Here is a 22,825-nt window from a genome sequence, read left to right as displayed (position 1 = left end):
ACTCACTCCTTTCTACGCTGCGAGGTGCGCGGCAGCGCCGCCTTTCTCGCCCCTGTTCTTCCAGAAGGGCGAGGCGGCCTTCCTCGCCCAGAGCGCCGAGAGGCGCGCAATTTGTTTTGAGGCGGCCCAAGCGCCAGCACCAACGAAGAGAGCCACGCCGACGAGGCCGAGCCCCACGCCCGCCGAGGCGAGGGCGTACGGGAAGTGACCGATGGTGACGCCGCTTACGGCAAGCAGGAGCCCAACTATGCCCGCGCCCCCGAGTGCCGCCGCGACGATCCACACGCAGAGCGCCAGCACCCAGATGCAGATATAGACCGTGACGGCCACGGCGGCGAAGGCGGCGAGCAGCGGCACCCACACCGGGGAGCCCACGATGGCCAGCACCCACAGCAGCGCGGTGCTGCGCCGGCGCGTCCTCGCGATTGCGCGCGGCACGGCGGGCAGGTCGTCGAGCGTGGCCTCCGCCACCTCGCCGGGCGTGCCCATGGCGGCCACGGCCTCCTCCTCGCTCATACCGTCCTCCATGCGGTCGGCGATGGCCTCCGCGTAGAAAGCCTTGGTCTCCTCCACCTGCTCGGCCGGAAGGCAGGAGAGCAGCTCGCCCAGCCGGCCCAGGAACTCATCGCGCGTCATGGTGCGCCTCCTCAACGTATGCGTAAATCTCCCGTACGGACGGCCACTCGGCCAGGAACTCCTCGATGCGCGCTCGCCCGTCGTCCGTGATGCGGTAGTACCGGCGCAGCCGCCCGTTGTGCTCGGCGGAGCGCGCCGTGATGCATCCGGCCTTCTCCAGGCGCTTGAGCAGCGGGTAGAGCGTCGACTCCGTGAGCCCCATGCTCGCCGGTACGTCCTTCACAATCTGGTAGCCGTAGGACTCCTCGCCGGAGACGGCCGCGAGCACGCAGGCCTCCAGGAAGCCGCGCTTCATCTGTGCCTCCATCCGCACACCTCCTCTCGTCATATGCTATGCTATACACACTATACGATGCAAGGTATTAGACGTCAACTCTCATCGCGAAGATTCTCCGGCCCCTGCGCGCTGCGAACGTGATATCGCGGGGCGGTTGGCATTATGCATGAAACGTCAAGTAACGCTCTTTTGATCCACTTCCACTCGGCCCCATATGCCCTGTACAACACCCCCCTTCAACCTTGGGTTCAAGGGAGCCGCTAGGCTGGGCGTGCCGGACGGTAAGGTCCTGGACGCGATGGTGGACTTCTCCGATGCCATAGGGGTCATGGGTCTACGCCGATGGAGGCCCACGCACGCGGCAGGGCTCGCCCGTCACCGCTGGTCGCCGGACGGTCCCCACGCCCCGCTCGCCAACGCGCAGGCGACAGCAGCAGTCCAGCGCTAGCTGGAGACGCCGGAATGCCCAGAAGATGCGTTTCCCATCACTGCGACAGAGCTTTTTGCAGGGGTGGCAATTTTTCCTAATATCGAGGTCAGCTTGGCTTCGGTAGCCACCTTGAGAGCATCGCCAATAGACTCTTCCTTTATGCGTTCGACATAATCGTAGGCAATGCCCAACAATTCCAGTCCCGAGCAACAGGAGTACAATTGTCGCTATAGTTGCCAGCTGTTGGGAGATGGAAGATGGACTGCGATGGCTACCCGCGCATTCCCATGCCGTTGATGTGCACTGCCTTTGTGCCGGGCCAGATTGACGCTGCGGTTGCAGGCATTTCCGACCCCGATTCACGCACCATCGCCACGGCAGAAGCGCTGTACTTTCGCGGACAGGCCACGCTCGCCGCCGAGACAGCACGCCCCTATCTTGACGCCACCGACCCCGCACTGCGCTATTCCGCATGCTTTATCTGCGGATATGCCAGTCTGTCGCTCAACCGTATCGCCGACGCCCGCCGGTGCCTTGCTGGCATCCTCGATACGCCGGCCGACGAGGAATCGTCCGCCATCCACGCCATGCATATCCTGTTCGCCTCCGCCGCGAGCGTCCTGTTGCACTTGCCTTCCCCGTATTCTGCCGAAGAGTTTTATCCGCTTGCGGCACATCTGCCCGAAGGCCTGCGCCTGTTCGCCAGCTACGTGATGGCGCATGCCCTGTACCTGCGCGGCGAATATGGCCGCAGTCTAGGTATGGCGGAAAACGCCCTGATCATGAAACAGGGAAGCTATCCGATCTCGGAACTGTTCCTGCACCTGTCGGCTTCCATGGCCTGCATGAGTCTCAAAGACGTCGACGCCGCAAAGGCACACTTCGGAGCCGCTTGGGACATTGCGCGTCCCGACGGCCTTATCGAGCTCATTGGCGAGCACCACGGCCTTTTGCAGGGGCTTATCGAGGCATGCTTAAAATCGCAATACCCCGACGATTTCGCTCGCATCATCGAGATCACGTATCGATTCAGCTACGGCTGGCGGCGCATCCACAACCCCGATTCGGGCGAGGACGTGGCCGACGATCTAACGACCACGGAGTTCACCATGGCCATGCTCGCCTGCCGTGGGTGGACCAACGCCGAAATCGCACGCCATATGGGCGTGTCGCCGGGCACCGTTAAAAACCGCCTATCCGGCGTATACGCAAAGCTTGGCATCGGCACACGCGCCGAGCTGGTCGCGCATATGTTGCGTTAGCGACCGGGCTGGCAAGCGCATCGAACGCGTTCTGGAACCCGGCGCTTCGCTCGATCAATTTGGACATTTTGGCCATCGAACGGCACTACCGCCACGAAGCGCCTTCTCGCAAAATTGGATTATTTCCACCGATATTTGCGGGATGGGAGCCCAAGATGCTTGATCGCCGTTCGTTACTTGTTGCCGGAGCGTCCTCGCTAGCGAGCATTATGTTGCCTCGCATGCCGGGAAGCGAAAATGCCTTCCTGCTGCCGTTCGCGCCCACCGCGGCCTATGCCGACGAAGAAGGTCCCTTTAAGGTGCTCGTTCTCTCGCGCACCATGTTTGGTGTGGTCGTGGTCGACGTCGCCAACAAGAATGCGCCCATCGCAGGTGCCCAGGTCACGCTCACATCACGCTATGCCGCAGGCAAGCAGCTCACCGCCACGACCGACGACGAAGGCACGGCCATCTTTGAGGTCGCGCCGCTTTCGGAAGGCTACGTGGACGAGGCAACGCTCCTTGACGCGTACGACTTTAACGGCGGCATCTCCATTAGTATGGCGGGCTACCGTGATGTCGAGATTCCCCTTGCGCGCATTCAGGGCGGCACCGCCATAACCGCGCCCACGCGTCCGCTTTCCGACGGCGAGCCGTACTTCCGCCAGCTCACATTCGACGAATGGGACATCCAGTACGCTGAAGCCACGTTTATGGCATTGCCGAAAGACGACACGGCAAACGAGCAGCCCGATACGCACGCCTTTACCGTTCAGGCACATCTGCCACAGGGCGGACAGGCAACGCTGCGCATCAACAAAGTGACGTCTGCCGCGGGCAGCTCACCCGAAACCGTCACGCAGATCGGTCAGATCAAGGCCAGCGCATCGGGCGCGGATAATCTGGCGACGTTCACACTCGAAGACATGTTTCTCGACGCGGCATCGGGCCTTCTGGAAGAAGGGTGCAAACTGCGCTTTGTCCTCGACTATCAGGGCAAAACCTACACGCTTTCATCCCCTATGGCCGTTGTCACCGCGCCGGCCGCAAAGGCGGAATCGGGCTCGACCACCATCATTCCCACCACCATGGACCAAGAGATCACTCCGTTTGATTTCCCCGCGGCGTTTCCCGGCATCGGCGGCAATAAGTTCACGTGCTGGATACCCACATTTCCGATCCTCTTTGATTTCTCGTTTGCTGGATACGTGCTGTTTGGCGGAGGATACAAACCAGCCAGCTATATGAACGATTCGGGCAATCCAGATCCAGAGTACTGGAAGAAATCACCGCGCGAGTCGGGTGCCAAGCAGGCAAACCACTACCTCGACGAGATGGAGGGGAAGTGGAATCAGTACAAGAGCATGAGTGCCGGTTCGGGCACCGACCCAAGAAACACCAAGCTCCTTCGCCACCATTGCACGCTGCTGTTCACGATGGATATCGCCACACAGCTGTACGGCTCGCTCGCCTACGATTGGGTGGGCAAAACCTGGAGTGACAACAACGGCCCCGCATACGGCAATATTAAGGCCCTCTTCCAGGTAAGAACCGACCTCAACTGGACCGAACAGTTTACCCTAGGACCGGTGCCGTTTTTCCTAAACGTCAACCCCTGGGTGCTGGCAAAACTGGCGCTCGCCGTGGGCGCCCACACACACGGTAGCGGCGCAGCGTTTTTCAAAAACATATCGCTCGACTATTCCAACACCTCGGGCTCATTCACCATCCAGATCGGGCTTGCCGTCACCTTTGGCGCCGGCGTTGCAGGCGTCGCCTCGTCTGCCGTGCGCGGCGCCGCGTCCCTCACGTTGTTCATTGGGTACGAGAAGGCGGATGGACACCAGCTTCCGCGACTGCGCGTAGGTGCAGACGTCGATGTCGATGTGATACTCCAGTTCGTAATGTTCAAGTGGACCACCAAGGCTTGGTCGGGGTCGTGGCCCACGCTCCTCGATTCGTGGAATATGTCGGTGAACAATGGCAACCAGTATGTGCTCCAGCGCTCTGAGCTCGCATTGGGTGGAGATACGCCTTACACATTGGATGCCCGCTTCGGCACGGCCGGCGACATCAAGGCGGGCGGCGTGCCGCAATTTATCGCATCGGCCACCATCGTCACCAACGCCGAGCTGCTCGCACGCGCCGAGGTTAAGGCCACTGCCGTAAACGCCGCGCCTGTCGTGCGCGATTGGGACCGGGCGGTCACGCGCATTGAGCTCGAGGCAGACGCGGAGAGCGACGACACGGGACAGATCGAGCATTTCGTCCATGCACTGGTAGAGAACGACGAAAACGCCGCGCCGATGTATGAGTACGCCTACATCGGTCAGGCAACGAACGCCGTTGCGGACCCCAACGCCAATTCTGCCGGCGTGTCAGAGGACGAGCGTGGCGGCATAAAACCCTCGAGCGACAACGTGCTGTTTGCTGGCGTGCTCAGCGAAGCTCACATGAAGCTGGCAATGATTGCCGGCGTAGAATGCCTGTTCCGTATCGCCTCGGTGCGCTACGGCGACAATGGCCGCTCGCGCCTGGTGGTGCACACAAAGGCAAACGGCACGTGGTCCGCTCCCACGCCCGTGGACTTCCCCCTTGGGTTTGGCGAGGGCGACGTGGGGCGCGACGGCATATTCGATTACGACTTCGACGTGGTGGAATATACAGACGGGAGGGAAAACCAGGACGCCTACGTGCTGCTGGTCTCGGGCGAGCGCCCCGCCGGCGACAACACCCTTTTCGATACGGCGAGCACATCCGGCATACTGTCCGTTGTGCGCCTGCACATAAGCAACGACGGAGTTCGCGTGATATCGCACACGTCGTGGCGCAGCATCTCGCGCGGCCGCCTTCAGGAGGATGGCTACCATTGCCTGCAGTGCCCGCGCATCACGGTAGGCAAGACGCTGGTCGACGGACGCCTGTCGGGTGCCTACCTCCACCGCCGCGGAACCACCGCAGAAAAGGCGCTCGGCAGCGAGGCCGAGGTTGCGCTGGAATGCTTTACCCTGTGGTCGGACGTTTCGGGCGACAGCCTGACGTTCCGCCAAGTTCTCCGCTTTCCGCAAGCACCGTCGAGTATCGAGCTGGGCGAACCCGAGAATATCAACGGCAAAATGGTAGTGCCCGTTGCGTACGAGACCGCAGACGGTTGCGGCTGCGCATCGTACGCCGTGATTGGCCAGTCCATTGCGGGCTGGGGCGTTATGCCACCAGACGCCACGGTACCCCATGCGGTGCCGTGGCCACAACATTCGGGCTTTTTGGCAACCGTCAACGAGCAACTGCAGCATATTACTTGGACGCGAGGCGCATCGGCATTTGCAACGCAGCCCGTGGGTGCCGCAGGCTGTGGCCCGGCATCGTTTAGCGTGAGCAACAACGGCAGGTGCGTGCTCTATGTAGAGAACACCGATGGCAAGGTGGGACAAACCTACGACGAAGAAGGCAACCCGGTAGCAGTGATGGGCAAGCACTTCCGCATCTTCGCCAGCACCTTGGCAGGTGATCTGTTCACGGAGCCGTTCGTGATGTGCGAGCTGGACCATCCCGTCGATCAGATAACGACATTTTTGACGTCGGGAGGCATGCTCTCCGCGCTCGCCACGCACATTGTGAGTGCCGAGCAGAGCGAGGCAGAGCTGCACGGCATCGAAGTGCCTTTGGTGGCATGTGCCACTCCGACGGGCGCGGTCGCTACCTCGGGCGCGGTGGTGCCCGGAGCAGCAGGCGAATCCTTCATGGTCACGGTTCGAAACGACGGCAACACCTTGCTGACCGCCGGCACGATCGATCTGTACCGAGAGGGCTCCAGCCAGCCGTTCTCCAGCGCATCCATCGGATTCGGAGCGAACGCGCGCATGGCTTCGATCTACGATCCAGAGCTTGCCGAGGACGCTTCGGCCAACGACATGGCACACGTGAAGTACGCGCTCGAGGCGCTGGGCGCACGTTTTGCGACGCACCCGCTGGTTGCCGACAATGGAAACGCCGTGCTGGCACCAGGCTGCACGGCACAGTTCCGCATGAGCTTCGCCATCCCCGAGTGTTGGAGCGACGAAGTGGGCAAACGCGTAACGCTGTATGCGAAAGCGCGTGATCTGGTGGCGCTCGATCCCGTAACGCTCGAGGAAATTCGACCAGGCGCAAACTCGGCGCTGAGTGCCGTACTGCACGAGCTTCATGTGCCCGACGCGGCATGCGAACGCTCAGAAGTTCAGGTCGGCGTATGCGATAGCGCGGATGCGACAGGACTTCACGACGCCCCGATGACGGCAGACGGCGATGGTGACTCGAGTGGCGGCGGTACCGACAAGGGCGGCGGCTCCGGCGGAAGTAACTCCGGCAGTGGCAAGGACCACGGCAATAACAAGCGCTCCGGAAAAGCGGGCGCGCTTGCGGGCACGGGCGATGTCAACGCTCCCCTTACGGCAGCCGCTGCAGCACTCGCCGCGGCAGGCGCCGGCCTCGTCGCCTACAGCGCCCGCCGCACGGCGCTCGAAACCGACACCGCAAATGGGGTCAATTCGGATAGGCCTCGCTAGCTCCTAGTTACTTTTGTGAGAGACGCCGACTCGGCTCATCGGACATCAAAATGGGCTGGTTCTGGATACCCAGAGCCGGCCCATTGCGCATTAGATGTCGCCAGCGGAGTCGAGTTCTGCCTCGAGCTTGGCACGGCGTCTTTTCGCCGTGAAAAACGTTGCACACAGGACAGCAAACGTGGCCGCGAAAATCGTCGTACCGCAGAACACGCCCGTGGCCAGGTTCGCCAACCAAAAGACGTTTTCGAGCGGCACGATCTGCGCCTCAGCGATACAGCGCATTGCGGCAATAACAAGCGCGAACGCGGCGCCGCTAAGACCGCTGACAAGCAGGAAATATCCAACAGGAAGATGCTCGGTTTGCCCAAAACGATTGGTATCGACATAGCCCTTCCGCGTTTGCAGTCCTGCGCAAATCAACATCACGAGAATGAGCCACAAATACATGGCTGCCTCGAACGGCGTTGCAAAGCCATGCGGCATTTCACTGGCGTCGCTGTGAACCCACGCAACCTGTCGAGCTATAAACTGGTAGAAAAAGATCATCAACATGCCAAACGAAAGCAGCACGAAACCAATCTTGTAGATCTTCGCGCTCTCAGCCTCCAGGCGCTCATCCTTTGGACCGGCATATTCACGCCACTTTTGCACGAGTTTTAAATCTTCAAATTTCATAGCGAACTCCTAAAGAGCGTCAGGGTCGACGTTGCTCTCGTCTTCCCAAAACAAGTCGTTCAACGTAACGCGTAGCGCTTTACAGATTGCCACGCACAAATTGAGCGTGGGGTTGTAGCCGCCCGCCTCGATAAGGCCGATGGTTTGGCGCGTAACGCCCACGGCTTGGGCTAAGTCAGCTTGCGAAAGGCCAGCCGCCGCGCGTGCCGCCTTCATGCGTAGGTTCTTTTTGCCCGGCATGGAGTTCCTTTCGTAAATGTGGACAGATATCCGTTGCAACATGATAGAAATATATTGCATCCTTCACAAGATGTCAACTATATCTGTCATTATGGAAACCATGTTCGCCATCCCCATGTGGACATAACAATCTCGATTCGCTATTCAAACTTACTCGGACAGAACCGACTCGGTTTTGTCCGAGTAAACGTGATTGATAGTCGATCGCTGTGCCCGCTCGTGCAATCAGCATCATTCGATTTTGTTTAGTAAAACTAGGTCCCTATTAAATAAAATTCGTTTGTATCCAAATTTGTTTAACAATGCCGCGTTACCACTAAACACTATACCCGTTAATCCGAACGATTGTTCGATGGATTTCGTGTTGGGTGGAATCGTCTGTGGGCTGGGCTATGCTACCTTGACTAACTATATGACTTAAACGCAGCAAAGGAGCACCGAGAGAGCGAGTATGGCAAAAAACACCGCAAACTATGGTAACGACAGTATCCGCCAGCTCAAGGACGAGGAGCGCGTACGCCTGCGCCCCGCCGTCATCTTTGGCTCGGACGGACTCGACGGTTGCGCGCATGCCGCCTTCGAGATCCTGTCCAACGCCGTTGACGAGGCGCGCCAGGGCTACGGCAAGCTCATCACCCTCACCGCCTTTCGCGATGGCTCTATTCAGGTAGAGGACAATGGCCGTGGCTGCCCGCTCGACTGGAACCCTTCCGAGAAGCGCTTTAACTGGGAGCTCGTCTTCTGCGAGCTCTACGCCGGCGGCAAGTACAACAACAACCAGGGCGGCGACTACGACTTCTCGCTCGGCACCAACGGCCTGGGCTCGTGCGCGACCCAGTACGCTTCCGAGTACATGGACGTCACCGTCTGGCGCGACGGCAACAAGTACTCCCTGCACTTTAAGAAAGGCAAGGTCGTCGGCGCCAAGAAGAAGGCACTCGAGATTGAGCCCAGCGACGAGAACCGCACCGGCACCACCATCAAGTGGCGCCCCGATCTTGAGGTCTTTACCTCGATTAGCATTCCCCACGACTGGTATCGCGAGACCATGCGCCGTCAGGCCGTGGTCAACGCCAGCGTGACCTTCCGCCTGCGCATCGAGGGCGACGATGGCGAGTTTTCCGAAGAGGATTTTTGCTATCCCAAGGGCATCGAGGACTACGTGCTCGAGAAGGTCGGTACCGACTACCTTACCGAGCCCTTCTTTATCGAGGCCGACCGTCGCGGTCGCGATCGCGAGGACCTGCCCGATTACAACGTAAAAATCACTGCTTGCATGTGCTTCTCGCGCACTTTCATGATGCAGGAGTACTACCACAATTCCTCCTGGCTCGAGAACGGCGGTTCGCCCGAGAAGGCGGCCCGCAGTGCTCTGACCAGCGCCATCGACGCCTACATCAAGCAACAGGGCAAGTACAACAAAAACGAGAGCGGCATCAAATGGCAGGACGTCCAGGACTGCCTGGTACTGGTGACCAACTGCTTCTCCACCCAGACGTCCTACGAAAACCAGACCAAGAAGGCTATCAATAACCGCTTTATCCAGCAGGCCATGACCGCCTTCTTTAAGGAGCGTCTCTCGACCTATTTGATCGAGAACAAAGACGCCGCCAACAAGATTGTGGAGCAGGTGCTCATCAACAAGCGCTCGCGTGAGAACGCCGAGAAGACCCGCCAGAGCATCAAAACCAACCTGCAGCAGAAGACCGACATGGCCAACCGCGTGCAGAAGTTCATCGACTGCCGTTCCAAGGACAAAAACCGTCGCGAGATCTACATCGTAGAGGGCGACTCGGCAGCTGGCGCCATCCGAACGTCGCGCGACGCCGAGTTCCAGGGCGTTATGCCCGTCCGCGGCAAGATCCTCAACTGCCTAAAGGAGGACTACCCGCGCATCTTTAAGTCCGACATCATCATGGACCTTATGCGCGTGCTGGGCTGCGGCGTGGAGATCAAGGACAAGCGCATCAAGAACCTCGGTGCCTTTGACCTGGACAACCTCAACTGGAACAAAGTCATCATCTGTACGGACGCCGACGTCGACGGCTATCACATCCGCACGCTCGTGCTCACCATGCTCTACCGCCTGGTGCCCACGCTTATCGACGAAGGTTATGTGTATATCGCCGAATCGCCGCTCTACGAGATCAACTGCAAAGAGAAGACCTACTTTGCCTACACCGAGCTCGAGAAAAACGGCATCCTCAAGGAAATCGGCGACCAGAAGTGCTCTATCAACCGCTCCAAGGGTCTTGGTGAGAACGACCCGGACATGATGTGGCTCACCACTATGAATCCCGAGACGCGCCGCCTGATCAAGGTGGAGCCCGAGGACGTCACCAAGATGGAAACCATGTTCAACCTTTTGCTGGGCAACGACGAGGCGGGCCGCAAGCGCCATATCTCCGAGCACGGCAAGGAATACCTGGACCAGCTGGACCTGCAGTAGCAGCAAATCGATAACGACGGCCTATAAGAAGTTCAAGAGGAAATCGTGGCAAAGAAGAAGACGAAGAACCAGCCAAAGAAAAAGCAGGTCAACGCCGAGAACGTCATCGGCCTGCACTCCGAGGTCACCGACCAGCCGATTACGCAGACGCTCGAGGTCAACTACATGCCCTACGCTATGAGCGTCAACGTCTCGCGTGCATTCCCCGAGATCGACGGCTTTAAGCCCTCGCACCGCAAGCTGCTCTACACTATGTACAAGATGGGTCTGCTCAAGGGCGAGCGCCAAAAGAGCGCCAACATCGTGGGTCAGACCATGAAGCTCAACCCGCACGGCGATGCCGCGATCTACGAAACGATGGTGCGCCTGGCGACGGGCAACGAAGCGCTGCTTGCCCCCTTCGTGGAGTCGAAGGGCAACTTTGGCAAGTACTATTCGGGCGACCTGAGCTACGCCGCCTCGCGTTACACCGAGGCCAAGCTCTCCCCCATCAGCGCCGAGATCTTCAAGGACATCGACAAGGACCCGGTCGACTTCGTCGACAGCTACGACGGCGCCATGAAGGAGCCGCGCCTGCTGCCCACCACGTTCCCCAACATCCTTGTCTCGGCCAATAAGGGCATCGGCGTCGCCATGGCTTCTGACATCTGCGGTTTCAACCTCAACGAGGTCTGTACCGCAACGATGCACTACCTGCAGGATCCCGACTGCGACCTGCTCGAGTACATGCCCATGCCCGACTTCTCGACCGGCGGCGAGATCATCTACCGCCGCGAGGAGATGGAGAAGATTATCGAGACCGGCCTGGGCAGTTTCCAGATTCGCTCCCGCTGGCGCTGGATTCCCGAAGAGCGCATCATCGAGGTGTACGAGATCCCCTACACCACCAAGACCGATGTCATCATCGAGCGCATCGTCAAGCTCTCCAAGGAGGGCAAGGTCAAGGAGATCGCTGACATCCGCGATGAGACCGACCTCTCGGGCCTGCGCATCGCCATCGACCTTAAGCGCGGTGTCGACCCTGACAAGCTTATGGCCAAGCTCTATCGCTCGACCACGCTGCAGGATTCGTTCTCGTGCAACTTCAACGTACTGGTCGACGGCTATCCCCGTGTTATGGGCGTGCGCCAGATTCTGCACGAGTGGGTCAAGTGGCGTATTGAGTCCACGCGTCGCCGCATTAACTTTGACCTGGGCAAAAAGTCCGAGCGTCTGCACCTGCTGCACGGCCTTGAGGCAATTCTGCTCGACATCGACAAGGCCATCGCCATCATCCGCGGCACTAAGCTCGAGGCAGAGGTTGTACCCAACCTTATGAAGGGTTTCGACATCGACGAGACCCAGGCCGAGTTTGTCGCCGAGCTCAAGCTCCGCAACATCAACGAGGAATACATCCTCAACCGCACCAAGGACATTGCCAAGCTCGAGGGCGAGATCGCCGAACTCGAGGAGATCCTCTCGAGCGAGGACAACATCAAGAAGGTCATCAGCGACGAGCTGGCCGCGGTCAACAAGAAGTACGTGATGCCGCGCCGCACGGGCAGGATCGAGCCCCATGAGGTTATCGAGATAAGCTTGGAGCCCAAAGTCGAGGAGTACCCGGTTACGATCATGCTCTCGCGCGATGGCTACCTAAAGAAGATGACGGACCGCGTGCTCAAGAAGGCGACCACGCTCAAATACAAGGACGGCGACAAACCCTTTATCGAGTTCCCGTCCTCCAACACGCACGAGCTGCTGGTCTTTACCAACAAGAGCCAGGTGTACAAGTGCAAGGTTGCGGCGTTTGAGGACACCAAGTCGGCCCAGCTGGGCTCGTACCTGCCCACCGATCTTGAGATGGAACCCGACGAGAACGTCATCTGGGTCATCGACCCCGAGGACTACAAGGCCGACGCTCTGTTTGTCTTTGAGAACGGCCGCGTGGTGCGTGTCGCGCTTGCCGGATACGTTACCAAGACCAACCGCAAGCGCCTCAAGAACGCCATCTATGGTGGCAGCAAGCTGCTGTATGCCCAGGTGCTCAAGGAAGATCGCGACATCGCGCTGGTCTCGAGCGACTATCGTTTGATGAACTTCAACACGTCGCTGCTTAAGACCAAGACGACCACCAACACGCAGGGCGTCCAGGCCTTTACGGCCAAGAAGGGCCGCTCGGTCACCACCGTCGGCACGACCGAGGAAATTCTTGGCGCCGGCGTCTCGGCCGAGAAGTTCACCGCGCAGAGCCTCCCCTCAGCCGGTGCCCTCATGAAGGAAAACGACATGCCGAGCCTGTTTGACTAGGACGACGGCAGTCGAACTGGTCCAAGCCACAAACCAACGGGGCCCGGAACGCAGCAACATCGCGCTCCGGGCCCCGCTCGTTGCAATGCATATCATATGCCCCACACGGGAATCGCTTGGACATCCTTGGTAATAAGGTATGGATCCGGGGTTTGGCAGACAACGTGTCCAAACCCAATTTCATAGCCGGTCAGGCCCTCGAGACAGGAAAAATTCTTCACCGCATCTTTGCCCACCGTGGCCGACATCTTCACCTCGACGGGATGGAGAATATGGCCCTCTTGGATGAGCAAATCAATTTCGCGCTTCTTTTGGTCTAGATAGAACCATACGTCGCGAAAGCTCTTCCCCGCGTTCATAAAGCTTTTCAAAATTTCCGAGACAACGAACGTCTCAAATATATGCCCCGCCGCAGCCCCGTTGCGCAATTGCTCCGGCGTTATCCACCTCGTTAGATGACAAACAAGACCTGTATCCATAAAGAATATCTTAGGGGTCTTGGTCAGACGCTTATCGACATTAGGCCAAAAGGGCTCGACAATCCGAACGTTGTTCGACGCTTGCAAAACCGAGAGCCAAGCCTTCACCGTCTTACGGTCGACGTCAACAGTGTTTCCAATATCGGTGGCATTTAACAGTTGCCCCGTTCTCGCATCTCGTACAAACGTTAATTGGTCAAAATCGGGAGCGCTACTCCCGATTTTCACTCACAGTCTTCTGCCTGATTCTGGACCCAGCAGAGTCTCGGAGATAGCCAAGGCTTACTCGCCAAGACGCTTGCCTCCCATGGCAATGAGTCTCTTCAATGATGACGATACGGAATCTTCCCGCACCGTCTTGAGTCATTAGCAAAACTTGCAAAATTTAGCAAAAGTTGCAAAAATTAGCAAAACTTGCAAAGGAGCCACCATGGAGTACAGCAAGAACCCCTTTACCCCAACATTTGGAAGCGTCCCTCCCTTTCTAGCGGGTCGCGAGCATATCCTTCGTGACATCAACCGTGGCTTTATCAATGGCCCGGGAGATCCCAACCTGTCGACCATTTTTACTGGCGCAAGGGGAACGGGCAAGACGGCGCTTCTCTCGCTCCTTTCAGAAACGGCGCTTGAACACGACTGGATCGCAGCAAATGTCTCCGCCATGCCAGGCATGCTCGAAGATATTATCGAGCGAACCAAAGAAGCCGCAGATAGCTACCTCTCACAGCCTCACGCGCGCATAAACGGCGTTCAAATTGGTCCAGTGGGCATCGATTGGACATATGCTCAAGAGGCCCAGGGCAACTGGCGCACGCGCATGAATGGCATCTTCAAGCAACTCGAAAAACATGACATCGGACTTCTCATCACCATCGATGAAGTCACCGTCGATCTCGAAGAAATGCTTCAATTTGCCTCTGTTTACCAGCACTTTGTACGCGAAGGTAAAAAAGTTGCCCTACTCATGGCAGGACTGCCCTACAAAGTATCGGCGCTACTGCGCAACGATTCCGTCTCGTTCCTCAGACGCTCCCAGTATCATCAGCTGGGACGAATCACTGATGTTGAGATTGCGAATGCATTTCGTAAAACCATTGAAGCAGGAGGACGCTCAATCACGCCGGAAGCGCTCGAGGACGCCGTGAAGGCCGTCGACGGATTTCCCTACATGATGCAGCTCGTCGGATATCGCACTTGGGATGTTTCGGAAAACTCGCCCCAAATCAGTACATCCGATGTCCGGCAGGGTTCTCTGCTTGCCCGTATGGAGCTACGCGATCGTATTCTCGAAACGACCTATCGAGAGCTTTCTGACAAAGACATTGAGTTTTTGCTCGCGATGCTGCCCGATTCTGGCCCCAGCAGGGTCTCAGAAATTGCCAAGCGTATGGGCGTCGCCAGCAACTATGCAAGTCAATACAAACGCCGCCTCCTCGAGGACGGCGTTATCGGGGAACGTGGACGTGGCCTCGTCGGCTTCGACATCCCCGCGTTCAGGGAGTTCCTGAGCGAGAAGGCCTCCTAGCGCGCCAAGATTGTCCGCAAGGACTTCAACGCATGGCAATCAGCAATCCTCTTGGTAAGGGCAGCAAGCATTTCCGCTAGTGTTGATTGCCATGTGCTCTTCTTGCCCTTAGGCGAGCTTGCGAGCGAGCTCTCGCACCTCTTTCAACTTGGGCGAGGATGCCATGCTGTCGCGCTCGGTCATGCCGCTAATGGTGACAATGCCCTGGTCCTCCCACTTGCAGTACGCGCAGGTTGACTTGTACATAGCGATCGCCGCATCATAGACGCCCTCGCTGTGGCTATCGAGTAAAAGGGCCGTCTTGGTGAACGGGAAGCCCGTAGCACCGAAGGCGTACAGGCGGTCGATGGTGGCTTTCTCCTGCGCGGTGATATCGAACCAGTAGATGGGCGAAGCGAAGACAACCATGTCGGCGTCTTTCAGTGACTCGATCACGTCGGCCATGTCGTCCTTCTGCACGCAGACGCCCTCATGGGCGAAGCAGTACTGGCATCCCAAGCAGCCGGCGATCTTCTTGCTGGCAACGCGGACGACCTCGACCGTATTGCCGCCCTCACGCGCGGTCTCGGCAAACGCCTCGACCATGGTATCGGTATTAGCGCCCTTACGCGGGCTGCCGCTCAATACAACGATATTCACAAGAATCTCCCTTCTTCATGCCGCAGGCGCGCGGCACACATTTTGTTGTAACCAAAACGGATGGAGCTATTCAGACGTCTGTAGATCGCATCTCTCGCTCGCGCTCTCCAAAGAAGGTGCAAGCAGAAGCATCACGGACATTAATCAGCGCCGATATGGATCACGACATGAAACCGTAAGGGTTGGCCAGAGGTTGCCAGATTCAGTAGCTCGCAGCAATAGAGCGAATGACGACTTCGGCGATATAATCCGTGTCATCTTGATTGTTCCCGCGCGGAAGGTACAGCTCATGTCCAAGCTCAACATCGACCAGCGATCGATTCGCGATCTTCTCACCGATAAGCGATCAGACTTCCTCATCCCCGACTACCAGAGGCCCTACGCCTGGGGCGAGGATGAATGCGCAACGCTGTGGGATGACCTGTTCTCGTTCGCTTTTCCAGGCGATGACTACGAGCGTTTCGACAGCGAGAACGACGAATACTTTCTAGGGCCCATCGTCACCTTTAAGAACATCTCTGGCCAACTTGAGATCATTGACGGCCAGCAGCGCCTCACCACCATCATGCTGCTGCTCCGCGCGTTCTACGACAAGTTCACCAACATGAAGGATAAGCAGTCTGTGAAGATGCGCGAGGCAATCGCCCGTTGTGTATGGAAAACCGACGAGTTCGACGAGCCCGACATGGAGCGCCTCAAGATCAACTCCGAGGTTGCATCGGACAACGACAAGAATGAATTCCTCGAGATTTTACGAGAGGGCAATGTAGGCGATGGCTGGAAGAGCGCCTATGCCCGCAACTTCGCTTTCTTCCAGAGGAAAATTGAGCAACTGGTGAGCGAGTGGCCCACCTACACCGTCTACATGGCCACACGCGTCATCAACAATGTGATACTGTTGCCCATTGAAGCGGAGTCGCAGGACACCGCGCTACGCATCTTCTCGACTCTAAACGACCGAGGGTTGCCTCTCTCGGATGCCGACATCTTCAAGAGCCAGTTCTACAAGCATTATTCCGACACGGGGCGCAAGGACGAGTTCATCCGTCGCTGGAAAGGACTCGAGGAGGGAGCGAACGCTATCTTCCGGCCCATGCGCGGTACACCAGCCGATGAGCTATTTACGCGCTACATGTACTACCGCCGCGCGAAGAAAGGCATCCGCGACACGACCACCGCATCGTTGCGCGACTTCTTCGGTGCCGATGGTTACGCCATGCTCAAGGAGGACGCCACGCTCGACGATCTCGAGGCGCTGCTCGGCTTCTGGAAACGCGTCGACGCGCAGGAAGGGTTCAGCGAGCGCGTGCTCCGCAGGCTCTTCGTGCTGAACTACGCCCCCAACGGCATGTGGACCTATCTGCTAAGCGTCTGGTTCCTTGCAAACAGCGACAGCAAAGGTGTCCTCGATGACGAGGCACTCTACGGCTTTCTAAACAAGATCACGGCATTCATTTTCGCCTACGCCATTGAGCGACCCGGCGTGAACGCGCTGCGTTCGCCAGTGTATCCCGAGATGATCAACATCGTGGAGCACCGCCCGGTGGAGTTTCCTAACCACCACTTCAATCGCGCAAATATTGCTGAGCGATTCCGAACCTACGTGTTCACCAACGGCAGGCCTGTAACAAAGTCCATGCTCACTTGGTGGGCGTACGCAGACCCAGATCAACCACTCATGGACCTAGACACCACGCTCGAAATTGAGCACATCTATGCCAAGAAGCGCAACGAGATAGACCCGCTCGTCGATCAATCCAGCCTGGAGGCGCTGGGTAACAAGGCGCTGCTCGAGAAGCGTGTAAACATCCGCGCGGCCGACTACAGATTCTGCGATAAACGCAAGTACTATGAGGGATACACCGACGGCAATGGCAAGCGCAAAGCCGGAACAAAGATCGCGGAACTCAAACGCCTGACACAAGTCATGGAAGACTTCACCGAAATAGACATCGCGACTCGCACGGCACGGATCATCGATGCCTTCGTGGACTACCTGGGCGACAACGGACTTTTGAGCTAAGGAGCGAACACGTTCGAAAGACTAACCAAGCACGCTGGCAAGCTGGAGGACAGAAACATGAATGTCGAGCTTGGGGGCGGGACGCTCGGACTCGAGGATTTCGTCGACGATTTCTATGAACTGGACGGGTTCGCGGACACCAGCTACTTCGAGACGCTTGAACGCCATGGCATCGATACCTCGGAAGGCATAGACAGCTGCGACATCGACCATGGGGACATTGACCTGATACGTGCATGCATCACGTGGTGCGTTCGTGGCGACCGCTTCTGCGACGGACTCCTTGCCGCGCAAGCCAGGAGCGGGTTTCTGGACCGCTGCCTCTCCCGGCTGAAGGAGCTCGACGAGGGCTGAACGGCGGCCACGAAGACGTCTGGCGCTGCGACAGCACAGCGATGCGACAATGCCATGCCGTCGCACTCCGTCATGCCACCAAATCAAAAGCGGAGCCATCGCTCAATCTTGAGATGCATTGACCAAAGGCTCACGTTTCTGCCGAGAAGTCGAGAGCGCGGGGCACACTGTGGCGCTTTATCCTCAGCTCATAGCTGCACTGCTTACTTAAAATGAACCCGTGGTCAAGATGAACTACGGGGATCGTGACGAGCCGATACCGCCCGCATGCCTCCTTCGGAATAGGCGCTGAGCAGCTCCTGGGCGTGGGCGAACTCGGGCCCTCGCCTCCAACCGAGCAGGCGGTTGACCGCGAGATTTCCCTGGACGTTGTGGACGAAGAGCAGATAGGCGTCTTCGTGCGAAAGCCCGGTCTTCTCCATGATCGAGGGAACCATCTGCTCGGCGCCGCGCTCGACGACGCGCTGTGCCACCCGGGCGTACGCGTCGCCATCCGAGTAGAGCAGATAATAGTCATCGTTTGCCGGCGGACGCTGGCAGAGGGCATCCACCTCCGATCCCTCGAGCGGGGGCACCGCCGCCAAGGCCTCGTCGATAAGTGCGTCGAGCAGCGCGAACTTGTCCTCGTAGTGCAGATAAAACGTGCCGCGGTTGATATCGGCGCGGCGGCAGATATCCGCTACCGTCATCTTCGCGAAGCCGACCTCGGCCAGCAGCGAAAAGAACGCCTCCCGTATGACCGAGAGCGTATAGCGTCGGCGACGATCGATCTTCCCCGATTCCATGGCCCCTCCAATTGCAACGCTCGACAATGCCCAGCAATCGTTCGTTTATCGACAGCGCATCGAAGCTGTTCATTGCTCTTAAGCAAATCGACATGGATACTTTTTATAGACACCTGTTTATAATAGCTGAAAGAAGGTATCCGTGACTCTGTACGAGCAGCTCGTTATCGAGCTCACCAACCGATCGTTTTCCCTTCAGGCCGCCTACCGCAGCAGCGGCACGCCCTATGAGCTGAGTGACCGCGAGCCCGAGCCCTACGACCAGCAAATCAGGGACTTCGCCCGCATGATCGAGGAAACCGATTGCGTGCTGGTGGGCGGGGCCTCCGGGCTCTCCGCGGCGGGCGGCGGCGACTTCTACTACGAGGACAACGCGACCTATCGCAGGCATTTCGGCAAATTCGCCGGGCGCTACGGTTTCAAGGGCGCTTTTGAGGGGTCGTCCTACCGCTGGCCCACCGCCGAGGCGCGCTGGGGATACCTCGCCACCTTCCTCGACACCACGCTCAACGCCCCGCTGCGCGAGCCCTACAAGGACCTTGATGCCATTCTCGCCGAGAAGGATTTCTTCGTACTCACTACCAACCAGGACACGCAGTTTGTGAAGATCTACCCTTGGGAGAAGGTGGCAGAGATCCAAGGCGACCACCGCTTCTTTCAGTGCTCCCGCTGTTGCACCGACGAGGTGTGGGATGCGGTCGAGCCGGTCTCCAACATGGTAGAGGCCATGGGAGACGGCCTAGAGGTTCCGACAGAGCTCGTGCCACGCTGCCCGCACTGCGGGGGCGAGGCGTTCCCCTGGGTTCGCGGCTACGGTAACTTCCTGCAGGGCAAGCTCTACGAGGAGCAGTACCGCAAGGTGTCCGACTGGCTCGACGCGCACGCGCGGCAGAGGATCCTCTTCCTCGAGCTGGGTGTGGGCCGCATGACGCCCGCGTTTATCCAGGAGCCGTTCTGGGCCCTCACGGCGCAGTTGCCGCAGGCCAGCTACATCGCCGTAAACAACAAGACACAGTTTCTCCCCCGCGCGATCGAGGATCGGGGGCTCGCCGTTCGCGCCGACATCGCCGACGTGCTCGCCGACGTGCGCAAGACGCTGGGGAGGTAGCGCATGGAGACGGCGAAAGCAGCTAGCATAGGCAGGGCACTTTCCGAGGCGGATCTTGTCATCATCGGCGCCAGCAACGGGCTCGACATGGCAGAAGGACTCAATCTTTTCTGCGCCGACACCCATTTCCGGGAGGCGTACGGCGATCTCGCCCAGACCGACGGCATCGGCTGCATACTGCAGGGGCTTGCCTCCCCGGATGCCAGCGTGCGACGCCGATGGGCCGAGCGGTTTCATCAAAAGGAATATCTCGAATATGAGCCCAGCCCGCTCATGAACGGGCTGCGGCGTCTTACAGAGCACGCTGACACCTTCGTGATCACGTGCAATATCGACGGGCACTTCGTACGCGCAGGGTTCAACGAGAACCGCGTGCTCGAGACGGAGGGGAGCATACGCACGTCGATCGACGAGCGGCGTCTCGCCCATCCAGACGCCCTCGCCACGGCCCAGCTCGAGGAGCTCGCGCGTCTTGTGCAAGCCCATCGCAACGGCAGGGTCGCCATCCTCGAACTTGGCGTGGGACTGCGCAACGGCATCATAAAGCACATGCTCGCCCAGATCGCGAACGTCTGCGAGCACGCCACCTACATCGTGTTCAACTACAGCCAGGCTATGGCGCCCGATGCATCGTGCGAGACGATTCTCGTTGACGGCGATATGACCCCGACTTTCGAGGAGATTGCCCAATGCCGTCTCTAGAGAGGGAAGCGTATAGGCTTCGAAGCCTTATCGACGATGCCGACGCCATCATCGTCGGCATCGGCTCGGGCATGTCAAGCGCCGCCGGGTTCAACCATTACAACCGCGCAGGCATGGCGCGCGCCGGAATGACGGACTGGCAGCAAGCCTTTGGCTTCAAGAGTCTTTTTGACGGCTTTTACCACCTCTACCCCAGCCTCGAGCAGCAATGGGCCTACTACGCGCGATATATCGATTTCATGCTGCGCGAGCCGACCTCGCAGCCCTATCTCGACCTACGGTCCCTCATCGGCCATAAGGATTACTTCATCCTGAGCACCAATGTGGACACCCAGGTCGAGAAGACGTTTCCCACCGAGAGGATCTGCAACTACCAGGGAAGCTTCGCACACCTTCAATGCAAACAGCCATGCTGCGACGAGCTCTTCGACGCGAGTCCCTACGTCGAGCGTATGCTCGCGGGCATGACGGGGTTCGAGATCCGCAGCGAGGATGTCCCTCGATGCCCGCACTGCGGCTGGCAGCTCGCGCCGTGGGTGCGCGACGACACGTTTCTGCAGGGTGCGGCATGGCGCGAGAGCCTCGAGCGATACGAGCGCTTCGTGCGCGAGCGCGGCGATGGCCGCGTGCTGCTGCTGGAGCTCGGCGTGGGCGAGATGACCCCTGGCATTATCACGCTCCCGTTCTGGAGCATGACCGCAAAGCTGCCGGATGCGCACCTGTTGAGCGTCAACATCTCGGGCGACTCGGCTCCGCTGCAGCTTGGAAGCAAGGCAGAGGCGATCCAGGCCGACCTGGGCGCCCTGCTCTCGGCGGCGCGGGCAGGAGACGGTGCTTAAGCCTTCTTGTTAGTCGCTTTGAGGTATTCCTCGTCGTCCACGGGCTCCAGCCACTCGTTGGAGGTCTCCTCGCCCGGAACCTCCAGCGCGAGATGCGAGAACCAGCCGTCGGGCGCGGCTCCGTGCCAATGCTTCACCCCCGGGGCGATGTTGACCACATCACCGGGGTGCAGTTCCTGTGCCGGCTTTCCCCATTCCTGGTAAAACCCTCGCCCAGCCACAGCATGCCGGCAGCGAGGTCAATGCGCATTCGCTCATGCTACAATCCAACCACCAGAGATGAAAACACAGTCCCCGTCGGGTAGTCGTGGGCGTGCGGGAGCCCGCATCAGTAACCTGCCTCCTTGGTTGTCCCTTCTCTGCATGGTTATCTACATAAAGGATGAGCCAACCATGCAGATCAGCGTGTCGTCCACCCTGACCGTATATCACGACGGCCAATTTTGGGTCGGGCTGGCGGAGCACGTCGAGGACGGCAGATACGGCGTCGCCCGCATCGTCTTCGGCGCAGAACCGTCCGATGAGGAGATTCAGAAATTCGTTACAAGCAAATGGGAGAAGTTCTCATTCTTCGGTGGCGAACCGGCTGAGGAAAGCAAGCCCGCGAAGAACCCCAAGCGGCGCGCTCGCGAGGCGGCGAAAGCCCTCAAGCAGCCAGCGATGAGCACCAAGGCGCAGCAGGCTCTCGCGGCACAGCGGGAAGCGATGAAGCGGGATTCGGCTCAAGCAAGAAGCCAGCGTCGCGCGGACGAGGCAGAGGCGCGCTTCGAGCAGCGCAAGCAGAAGCATCGAGGGCATTGATCGCCATTTGCAGCAAGGCAAACCATATACAGCAGCGGCGTCAGTTCCACTTGAAGCCGACGCCGCGTAGACGCTGATGGTGACGGCCATGCACGGGCACGGGCGCGCCACCGCACTTCACAGCTTGTTTCTTAAGTATTTGGGACGCACGCGCGGCGTTCAAAAATGCGGAGCGACTCCGCATGGCTCGAGACTGAGCCGAGGTGCCCTACTTCTCGCCCTCCAGCAGCCCCACGATGCGGTCGATGTCGACGGCAAAGCGAGGCCTTCCCTCGCGCTCGTAGCAGTCGAGGTATGCCTGGCACTCGGAGACAATGCGCTTGGTGTTGCCATCGATGATGCGCTGGAGCGTCTCGTAGAAGGCCGAGCCTTCGGTCCTGAAGCGGCGCTGCCCCTACAGGTGAGCGATACTCTACGCCTTGCGGCACCCCGTCGCCCACGGAGGTTAAACGTGCACGTAAGCCGTACTCTGAAAGCCGCGGCTTCCGGCAAGTAGTTTTACCACGAAAACTTGCCTTAGATGCGCGTAGCTCTCAAAATAACACTCGCCGAGCCGTTACTTAACCGCCGACCTCGCTTGATGCAGAGGGCATTGGGACAACGATAATGCGGATGAGTGTCGAGGATTCAAGTGGGCCTCGTGCCGTCCTTTCTGCGTTCATGCGCCCGTCTTCATTGCCTGAACTAAATTCCCCAAATAGAGCGTTATGGAGCACATCGCGGCGTTGTATGAAGAAGCCCCGGATAGCAAATTGAACTGCCTCCCATTTCTTGGACACAAGAAATGGGAGG

The 22,825-nt window shown here is 58.8% G+C and carries 20 protein-coding genes; 11 read left to right on the top strand and 9 right to left on the bottom strand.

Translation table 11 applies throughout. The features are described from left to right. Positions 1 to 12 precede the first annotated feature (12 nt). Both DWY51_RS07955 and DWY51_RS07950 read right to left on the bottom strand, forming a co-directional pair. Complete coding sequence (locus DWY51_RS07955) at positions 13 to 636, bottom strand: DUF1700 domain-containing protein (protein WP_117770467.1); 624 nt, start codon at positions 634 to 636, stop codon at positions 13 to 15. Beyond that, entirely contained in the window at positions 623 to 943 is a 321-nt protein-coding gene (locus DWY51_RS07950; protein WP_022093836.1) for a PadR family transcriptional regulator, read from the bottom strand. The genes DWY51_RS07955 and DWY51_RS07950 overlap by 14 nt, the downstream gene beginning before the upstream one ends. 657 nt (positions 944 to 1,600) lie before the next feature. On the opposite strand from DWY51_RS07950, the gene DWY51_RS07945 reads away from it, so the two are divergent. Both DWY51_RS07945 and DWY51_RS07940 read left to right on the top strand, forming a co-directional pair. Further along, positions 1,601 to 2,605, top strand: coding sequence for a helix-turn-helix transcriptional regulator (locus DWY51_RS07945; protein ID WP_199411399.1), 1,005 nt, complete (start codon positions 1,601 to 1,603; stop codon positions 2,603 to 2,605). Between the two features lie 155 nt (positions 2,606 to 2,760). Then, complete coding sequence (locus DWY51_RS07940) at positions 2,761 to 7,128, top strand: carboxypeptidase-like regulatory domain-containing protein (protein WP_117770466.1); 4,368 nt, start codon at positions 2,761 to 2,763, stop codon at positions 7,126 to 7,128. Positions 7,129 to 7,218: 90 nt separating this feature from the next. Here the strand turns inward: DWY51_RS07940 and DWY51_RS07935 are convergent, their stop codons facing one another. Both DWY51_RS07935 and DWY51_RS07930 read right to left on the bottom strand, forming a co-directional pair. After that, on the bottom strand, positions 7,219 to 7,803 hold the full coding sequence (locus DWY51_RS07935; RefSeq protein ID WP_117770465.1) for a hypothetical protein: 585 nt from the start codon (positions 7,801 to 7,803) through the stop codon (positions 7,219 to 7,221). A 9-nt stretch (positions 7,804 to 7,812) separates the two neighbouring features. Continuing rightward, positions 7,813 to 8,043 carry a helix-turn-helix transcriptional regulator gene (locus tag DWY51_RS07930; RefSeq protein ID WP_117736515.1) on the bottom strand — a complete coding sequence of 77 codons (231 nt, stop codon included), beginning with the start codon at positions 8,041 to 8,043 and terminating at the stop codon, positions 7,813 to 7,815. A gap of 451 nt (positions 8,044 to 8,494) precedes the next feature. Between DWY51_RS07930 and DWY51_RS07925 the strand changes: the two genes are divergently transcribed. Together DWY51_RS07925 and DWY51_RS07920 are read left to right on the top strand one after the other, a co-directional pair. Further along, a complete protein-coding gene (locus tag DWY51_RS07925) occupies positions 8,495 to 10,492 on the top strand; it encodes a type IIA DNA topoisomerase subunit B (protein ID WP_117770464.1) in 1,998 nt (665 codons plus the stop codon). Positions 10,493 to 10,537: 45 nt separating this feature from the next. Continuing rightward, on the top strand, positions 10,538 to 12,778 hold the full coding sequence (locus tag DWY51_RS07920) for a DNA gyrase subunit A (protein ID WP_117770463.1): 2,241 nt from the start codon (positions 10,538 to 10,540) through the stop codon (positions 12,776 to 12,778). Between the two features lie 92 nt (positions 12,779 to 12,870). Here the strand turns inward: DWY51_RS07920 and DWY51_RS07915 are convergent, their stop codons facing one another. After that, the gene (locus tag DWY51_RS07915) at positions 12,871 to 13,485 is read right to left on the bottom strand and encodes a DUF4143 domain-containing protein (protein ID WP_233504664.1); all 615 of its coding nucleotides are present in this window, start codon (positions 13,483 to 13,485) and stop codon (positions 12,871 to 12,873) included. A 202-nt stretch (positions 13,486 to 13,687) separates the two neighbouring features. On the opposite strand from DWY51_RS07915, the gene DWY51_RS07910 reads away from it, so the two are divergent. Beyond that, complete coding sequence (locus DWY51_RS07910; protein WP_117770462.1) at positions 13,688 to 14,782, top strand: ATP-binding protein; 1,095 nt, start codon at positions 13,688 to 13,690, stop codon at positions 14,780 to 14,782. 108 nt (positions 14,783 to 14,890) lie between these two features. Here DWY51_RS07910 and DWY51_RS07905 read toward each other — a convergent pair whose 3' ends face one another. Continuing rightward, positions 14,891 to 15,421, bottom strand: coding sequence for a flavodoxin family protein (locus tag DWY51_RS07905; protein ID WP_117770461.1), 531 nt, complete (start codon positions 15,419 to 15,421; stop codon positions 14,891 to 14,893). Positions 15,422 to 15,710: 289 nt separating this feature from the next. On the opposite strand from DWY51_RS07905, the gene DWY51_RS07900 reads away from it, so the two are divergent. After that, positions 15,711 to 17,444 carry a DUF262 domain-containing protein gene (locus tag DWY51_RS07900; protein WP_117770460.1) on the top strand — a complete coding sequence of 578 codons (1,734 nt, stop codon included), beginning with the start codon at positions 15,711 to 15,713 and terminating at the stop codon, positions 17,442 to 17,444. 57 nt (positions 17,445 to 17,501) lie between these two features. Continuing rightward, complete coding sequence (locus tag DWY51_RS07895) at positions 17,502 to 17,798, top strand: DUF6508 domain-containing protein (protein ID WP_117770459.1); 297 nt, start codon at positions 17,502 to 17,504, stop codon at positions 17,796 to 17,798. Positions 17,799 to 18,022: 224 nt separating this feature from the next. On the opposite strand, the gene DWY51_RS07890 is transcribed toward DWY51_RS07895, so the two are convergent. Then, on the bottom strand, positions 18,023 to 18,583 hold the full coding sequence (locus DWY51_RS07890; protein ID WP_117770458.1) for a TetR/AcrR family transcriptional regulator: 561 nt from the start codon (positions 18,581 to 18,583) through the stop codon (positions 18,023 to 18,025). A gap of 142 nt (positions 18,584 to 18,725) precedes the next feature. Between DWY51_RS07890 and DWY51_RS07885 the strand changes: the two genes are divergently transcribed. The 3 genes from DWY51_RS07885 to DWY51_RS07875 are packed head-to-tail and all read left to right on the top strand — an operon-like array spanning position 18,726 to position 21,232. Next, on the top strand, positions 18,726 to 19,691 hold the full coding sequence (locus DWY51_RS07885; RefSeq protein WP_117770457.1) for an NAD-dependent protein deacetylase: 966 nt from the start codon (positions 18,726 to 18,728) through the stop codon (positions 19,689 to 19,691). Between the two features lie 3 nt (positions 19,692 to 19,694). Continuing rightward, positions 19,695 to 20,393: a hypothetical protein gene (locus tag DWY51_RS07880; protein ID WP_117770456.1), complete on the top strand. Its 699-nt coding sequence runs from the start codon at positions 19,695 to 19,697 to the stop codon at positions 20,391 to 20,393. After that, a complete protein-coding gene (locus tag DWY51_RS07875; RefSeq protein WP_117770455.1) occupies positions 20,381 to 21,232 on the top strand; it encodes an NAD-dependent protein deacetylase, SIR2 family in 852 nt (283 codons plus the stop codon). The genes DWY51_RS07880 and DWY51_RS07875 overlap by 13 nt, the downstream gene beginning before the upstream one ends. Here the strand turns inward: DWY51_RS07875 and DWY51_RS07870 are convergent. Then, entirely contained in the window at positions 21,229 to 21,453 is a 225-nt protein-coding gene (locus tag DWY51_RS07870) for a cupin domain-containing protein (RefSeq protein WP_233504663.1), read from the bottom strand. The genes DWY51_RS07875 and DWY51_RS07870 overlap by 4 nt on opposite strands. 172 nt (positions 21,454 to 21,625) lie before the next feature. On the opposite strand from DWY51_RS07870, the gene DWY51_RS07860 reads away from it, so the two are divergent. Beyond that, entirely contained in the window at positions 21,626 to 22,033 is a 408-nt protein-coding gene (locus DWY51_RS07860; RefSeq protein WP_117770453.1) for a YjdF family protein, read from the top strand. Between the two features lie 560 nt (positions 22,034 to 22,593). On the opposite strand, the gene DWY51_RS09680 is transcribed toward DWY51_RS07860, so the two are convergent. Continuing rightward, the coding region (locus tag DWY51_RS09680) for a hypothetical protein (protein ID WP_233504662.1) at positions 22,594 to 22,825 on the bottom strand (232 nt) is incomplete at its 5' end.

Source organism: Collinsella sp. AF25-2LB (assembly GCF_003458415.1).
Taxonomy (GTDB): Bacteria; Actinomycetota; Coriobacteriia; order Coriobacteriales; family Coriobacteriaceae; genus Collinsella.
Note: the sequence above shows the minus strand (reverse complement) of the source record. Positions and strands in the feature narration are given on the sequence as shown.

Excerpts from the sequence above, each read along its gene's own strand:
- DWY51_RS07955 (WP_117770467.1), bottom strand. The coding sequence starts at position 636 with ATGACGCGCGATGAGTTCCTGGGCCGGCTGGGCGAGCTGCTCTCCTGC.
- DWY51_RS07950 (WP_022093836.1), bottom strand. The coding sequence starts at position 943 with ATGGAGGCACAGATGAAGCGCGGCTTCCTGGAGGCCTGCGTGCTCGCG.
- DWY51_RS07945 (WP_199411399.1), top strand. The coding sequence starts at position 1,601 with ATGGACTGCGATGGCTACCCGCGCATTCCCATGCCGTTGATGTGCACT.
- DWY51_RS07940 (WP_117770466.1), top strand. The coding sequence starts at position 2,761 with ATGCTTGATCGCCGTTCGTTACTTGTTGCCGGAGCGTCCTCGCTAGCG.
- DWY51_RS07935 (WP_117770465.1), bottom strand. The coding sequence starts at position 7,803 with ATGAAATTTGAAGATTTAAAACTCGTGCAAAAGTGGCGTGAATATGCC.
- DWY51_RS07930 (WP_117736515.1), bottom strand. The coding sequence starts at position 8,043 with ATGCCGGGCAAAAAGAACCTACGCATGAAGGCGGCACGCGCGGCGGCT.
- DWY51_RS07925 (WP_117770464.1), top strand. The coding sequence starts at position 8,495 with ATGGCAAAAAACACCGCAAACTATGGTAACGACAGTATCCGCCAGCTC.
- DWY51_RS07910 (WP_117770462.1), top strand. The coding sequence starts at position 13,688 with ATGGAGTACAGCAAGAACCCCTTTACCCCAACATTTGGAAGCGTCCCT.
- DWY51_RS07900 (WP_117770460.1), top strand. The coding sequence starts at position 15,711 with ATGTCCAAGCTCAACATCGACCAGCGATCGATTCGCGATCTTCTCACC.
- DWY51_RS07895 (WP_117770459.1), top strand. The coding sequence starts at position 17,502 with ATGAATGTCGAGCTTGGGGGCGGGACGCTCGGACTCGAGGATTTCGTC.
- DWY51_RS07890 (WP_117770458.1), bottom strand. The coding sequence starts at position 18,583 with ATGGAATCGGGGAAGATCGATCGTCGCCGACGCTATACGCTCTCGGTC.
- DWY51_RS07880 (WP_117770456.1), top strand. The coding sequence starts at position 19,695 with ATGGAGACGGCGAAAGCAGCTAGCATAGGCAGGGCACTTTCCGAGGCG.
- DWY51_RS07875 (WP_117770455.1), top strand. The coding sequence starts at position 20,381 with ATGCCGTCTCTAGAGAGGGAAGCGTATAGGCTTCGAAGCCTTATCGAC.
- DWY51_RS07860 (WP_117770453.1), top strand. The coding sequence starts at position 21,626 with ATGCAGATCAGCGTGTCGTCCACCCTGACCGTATATCACGACGGCCAA.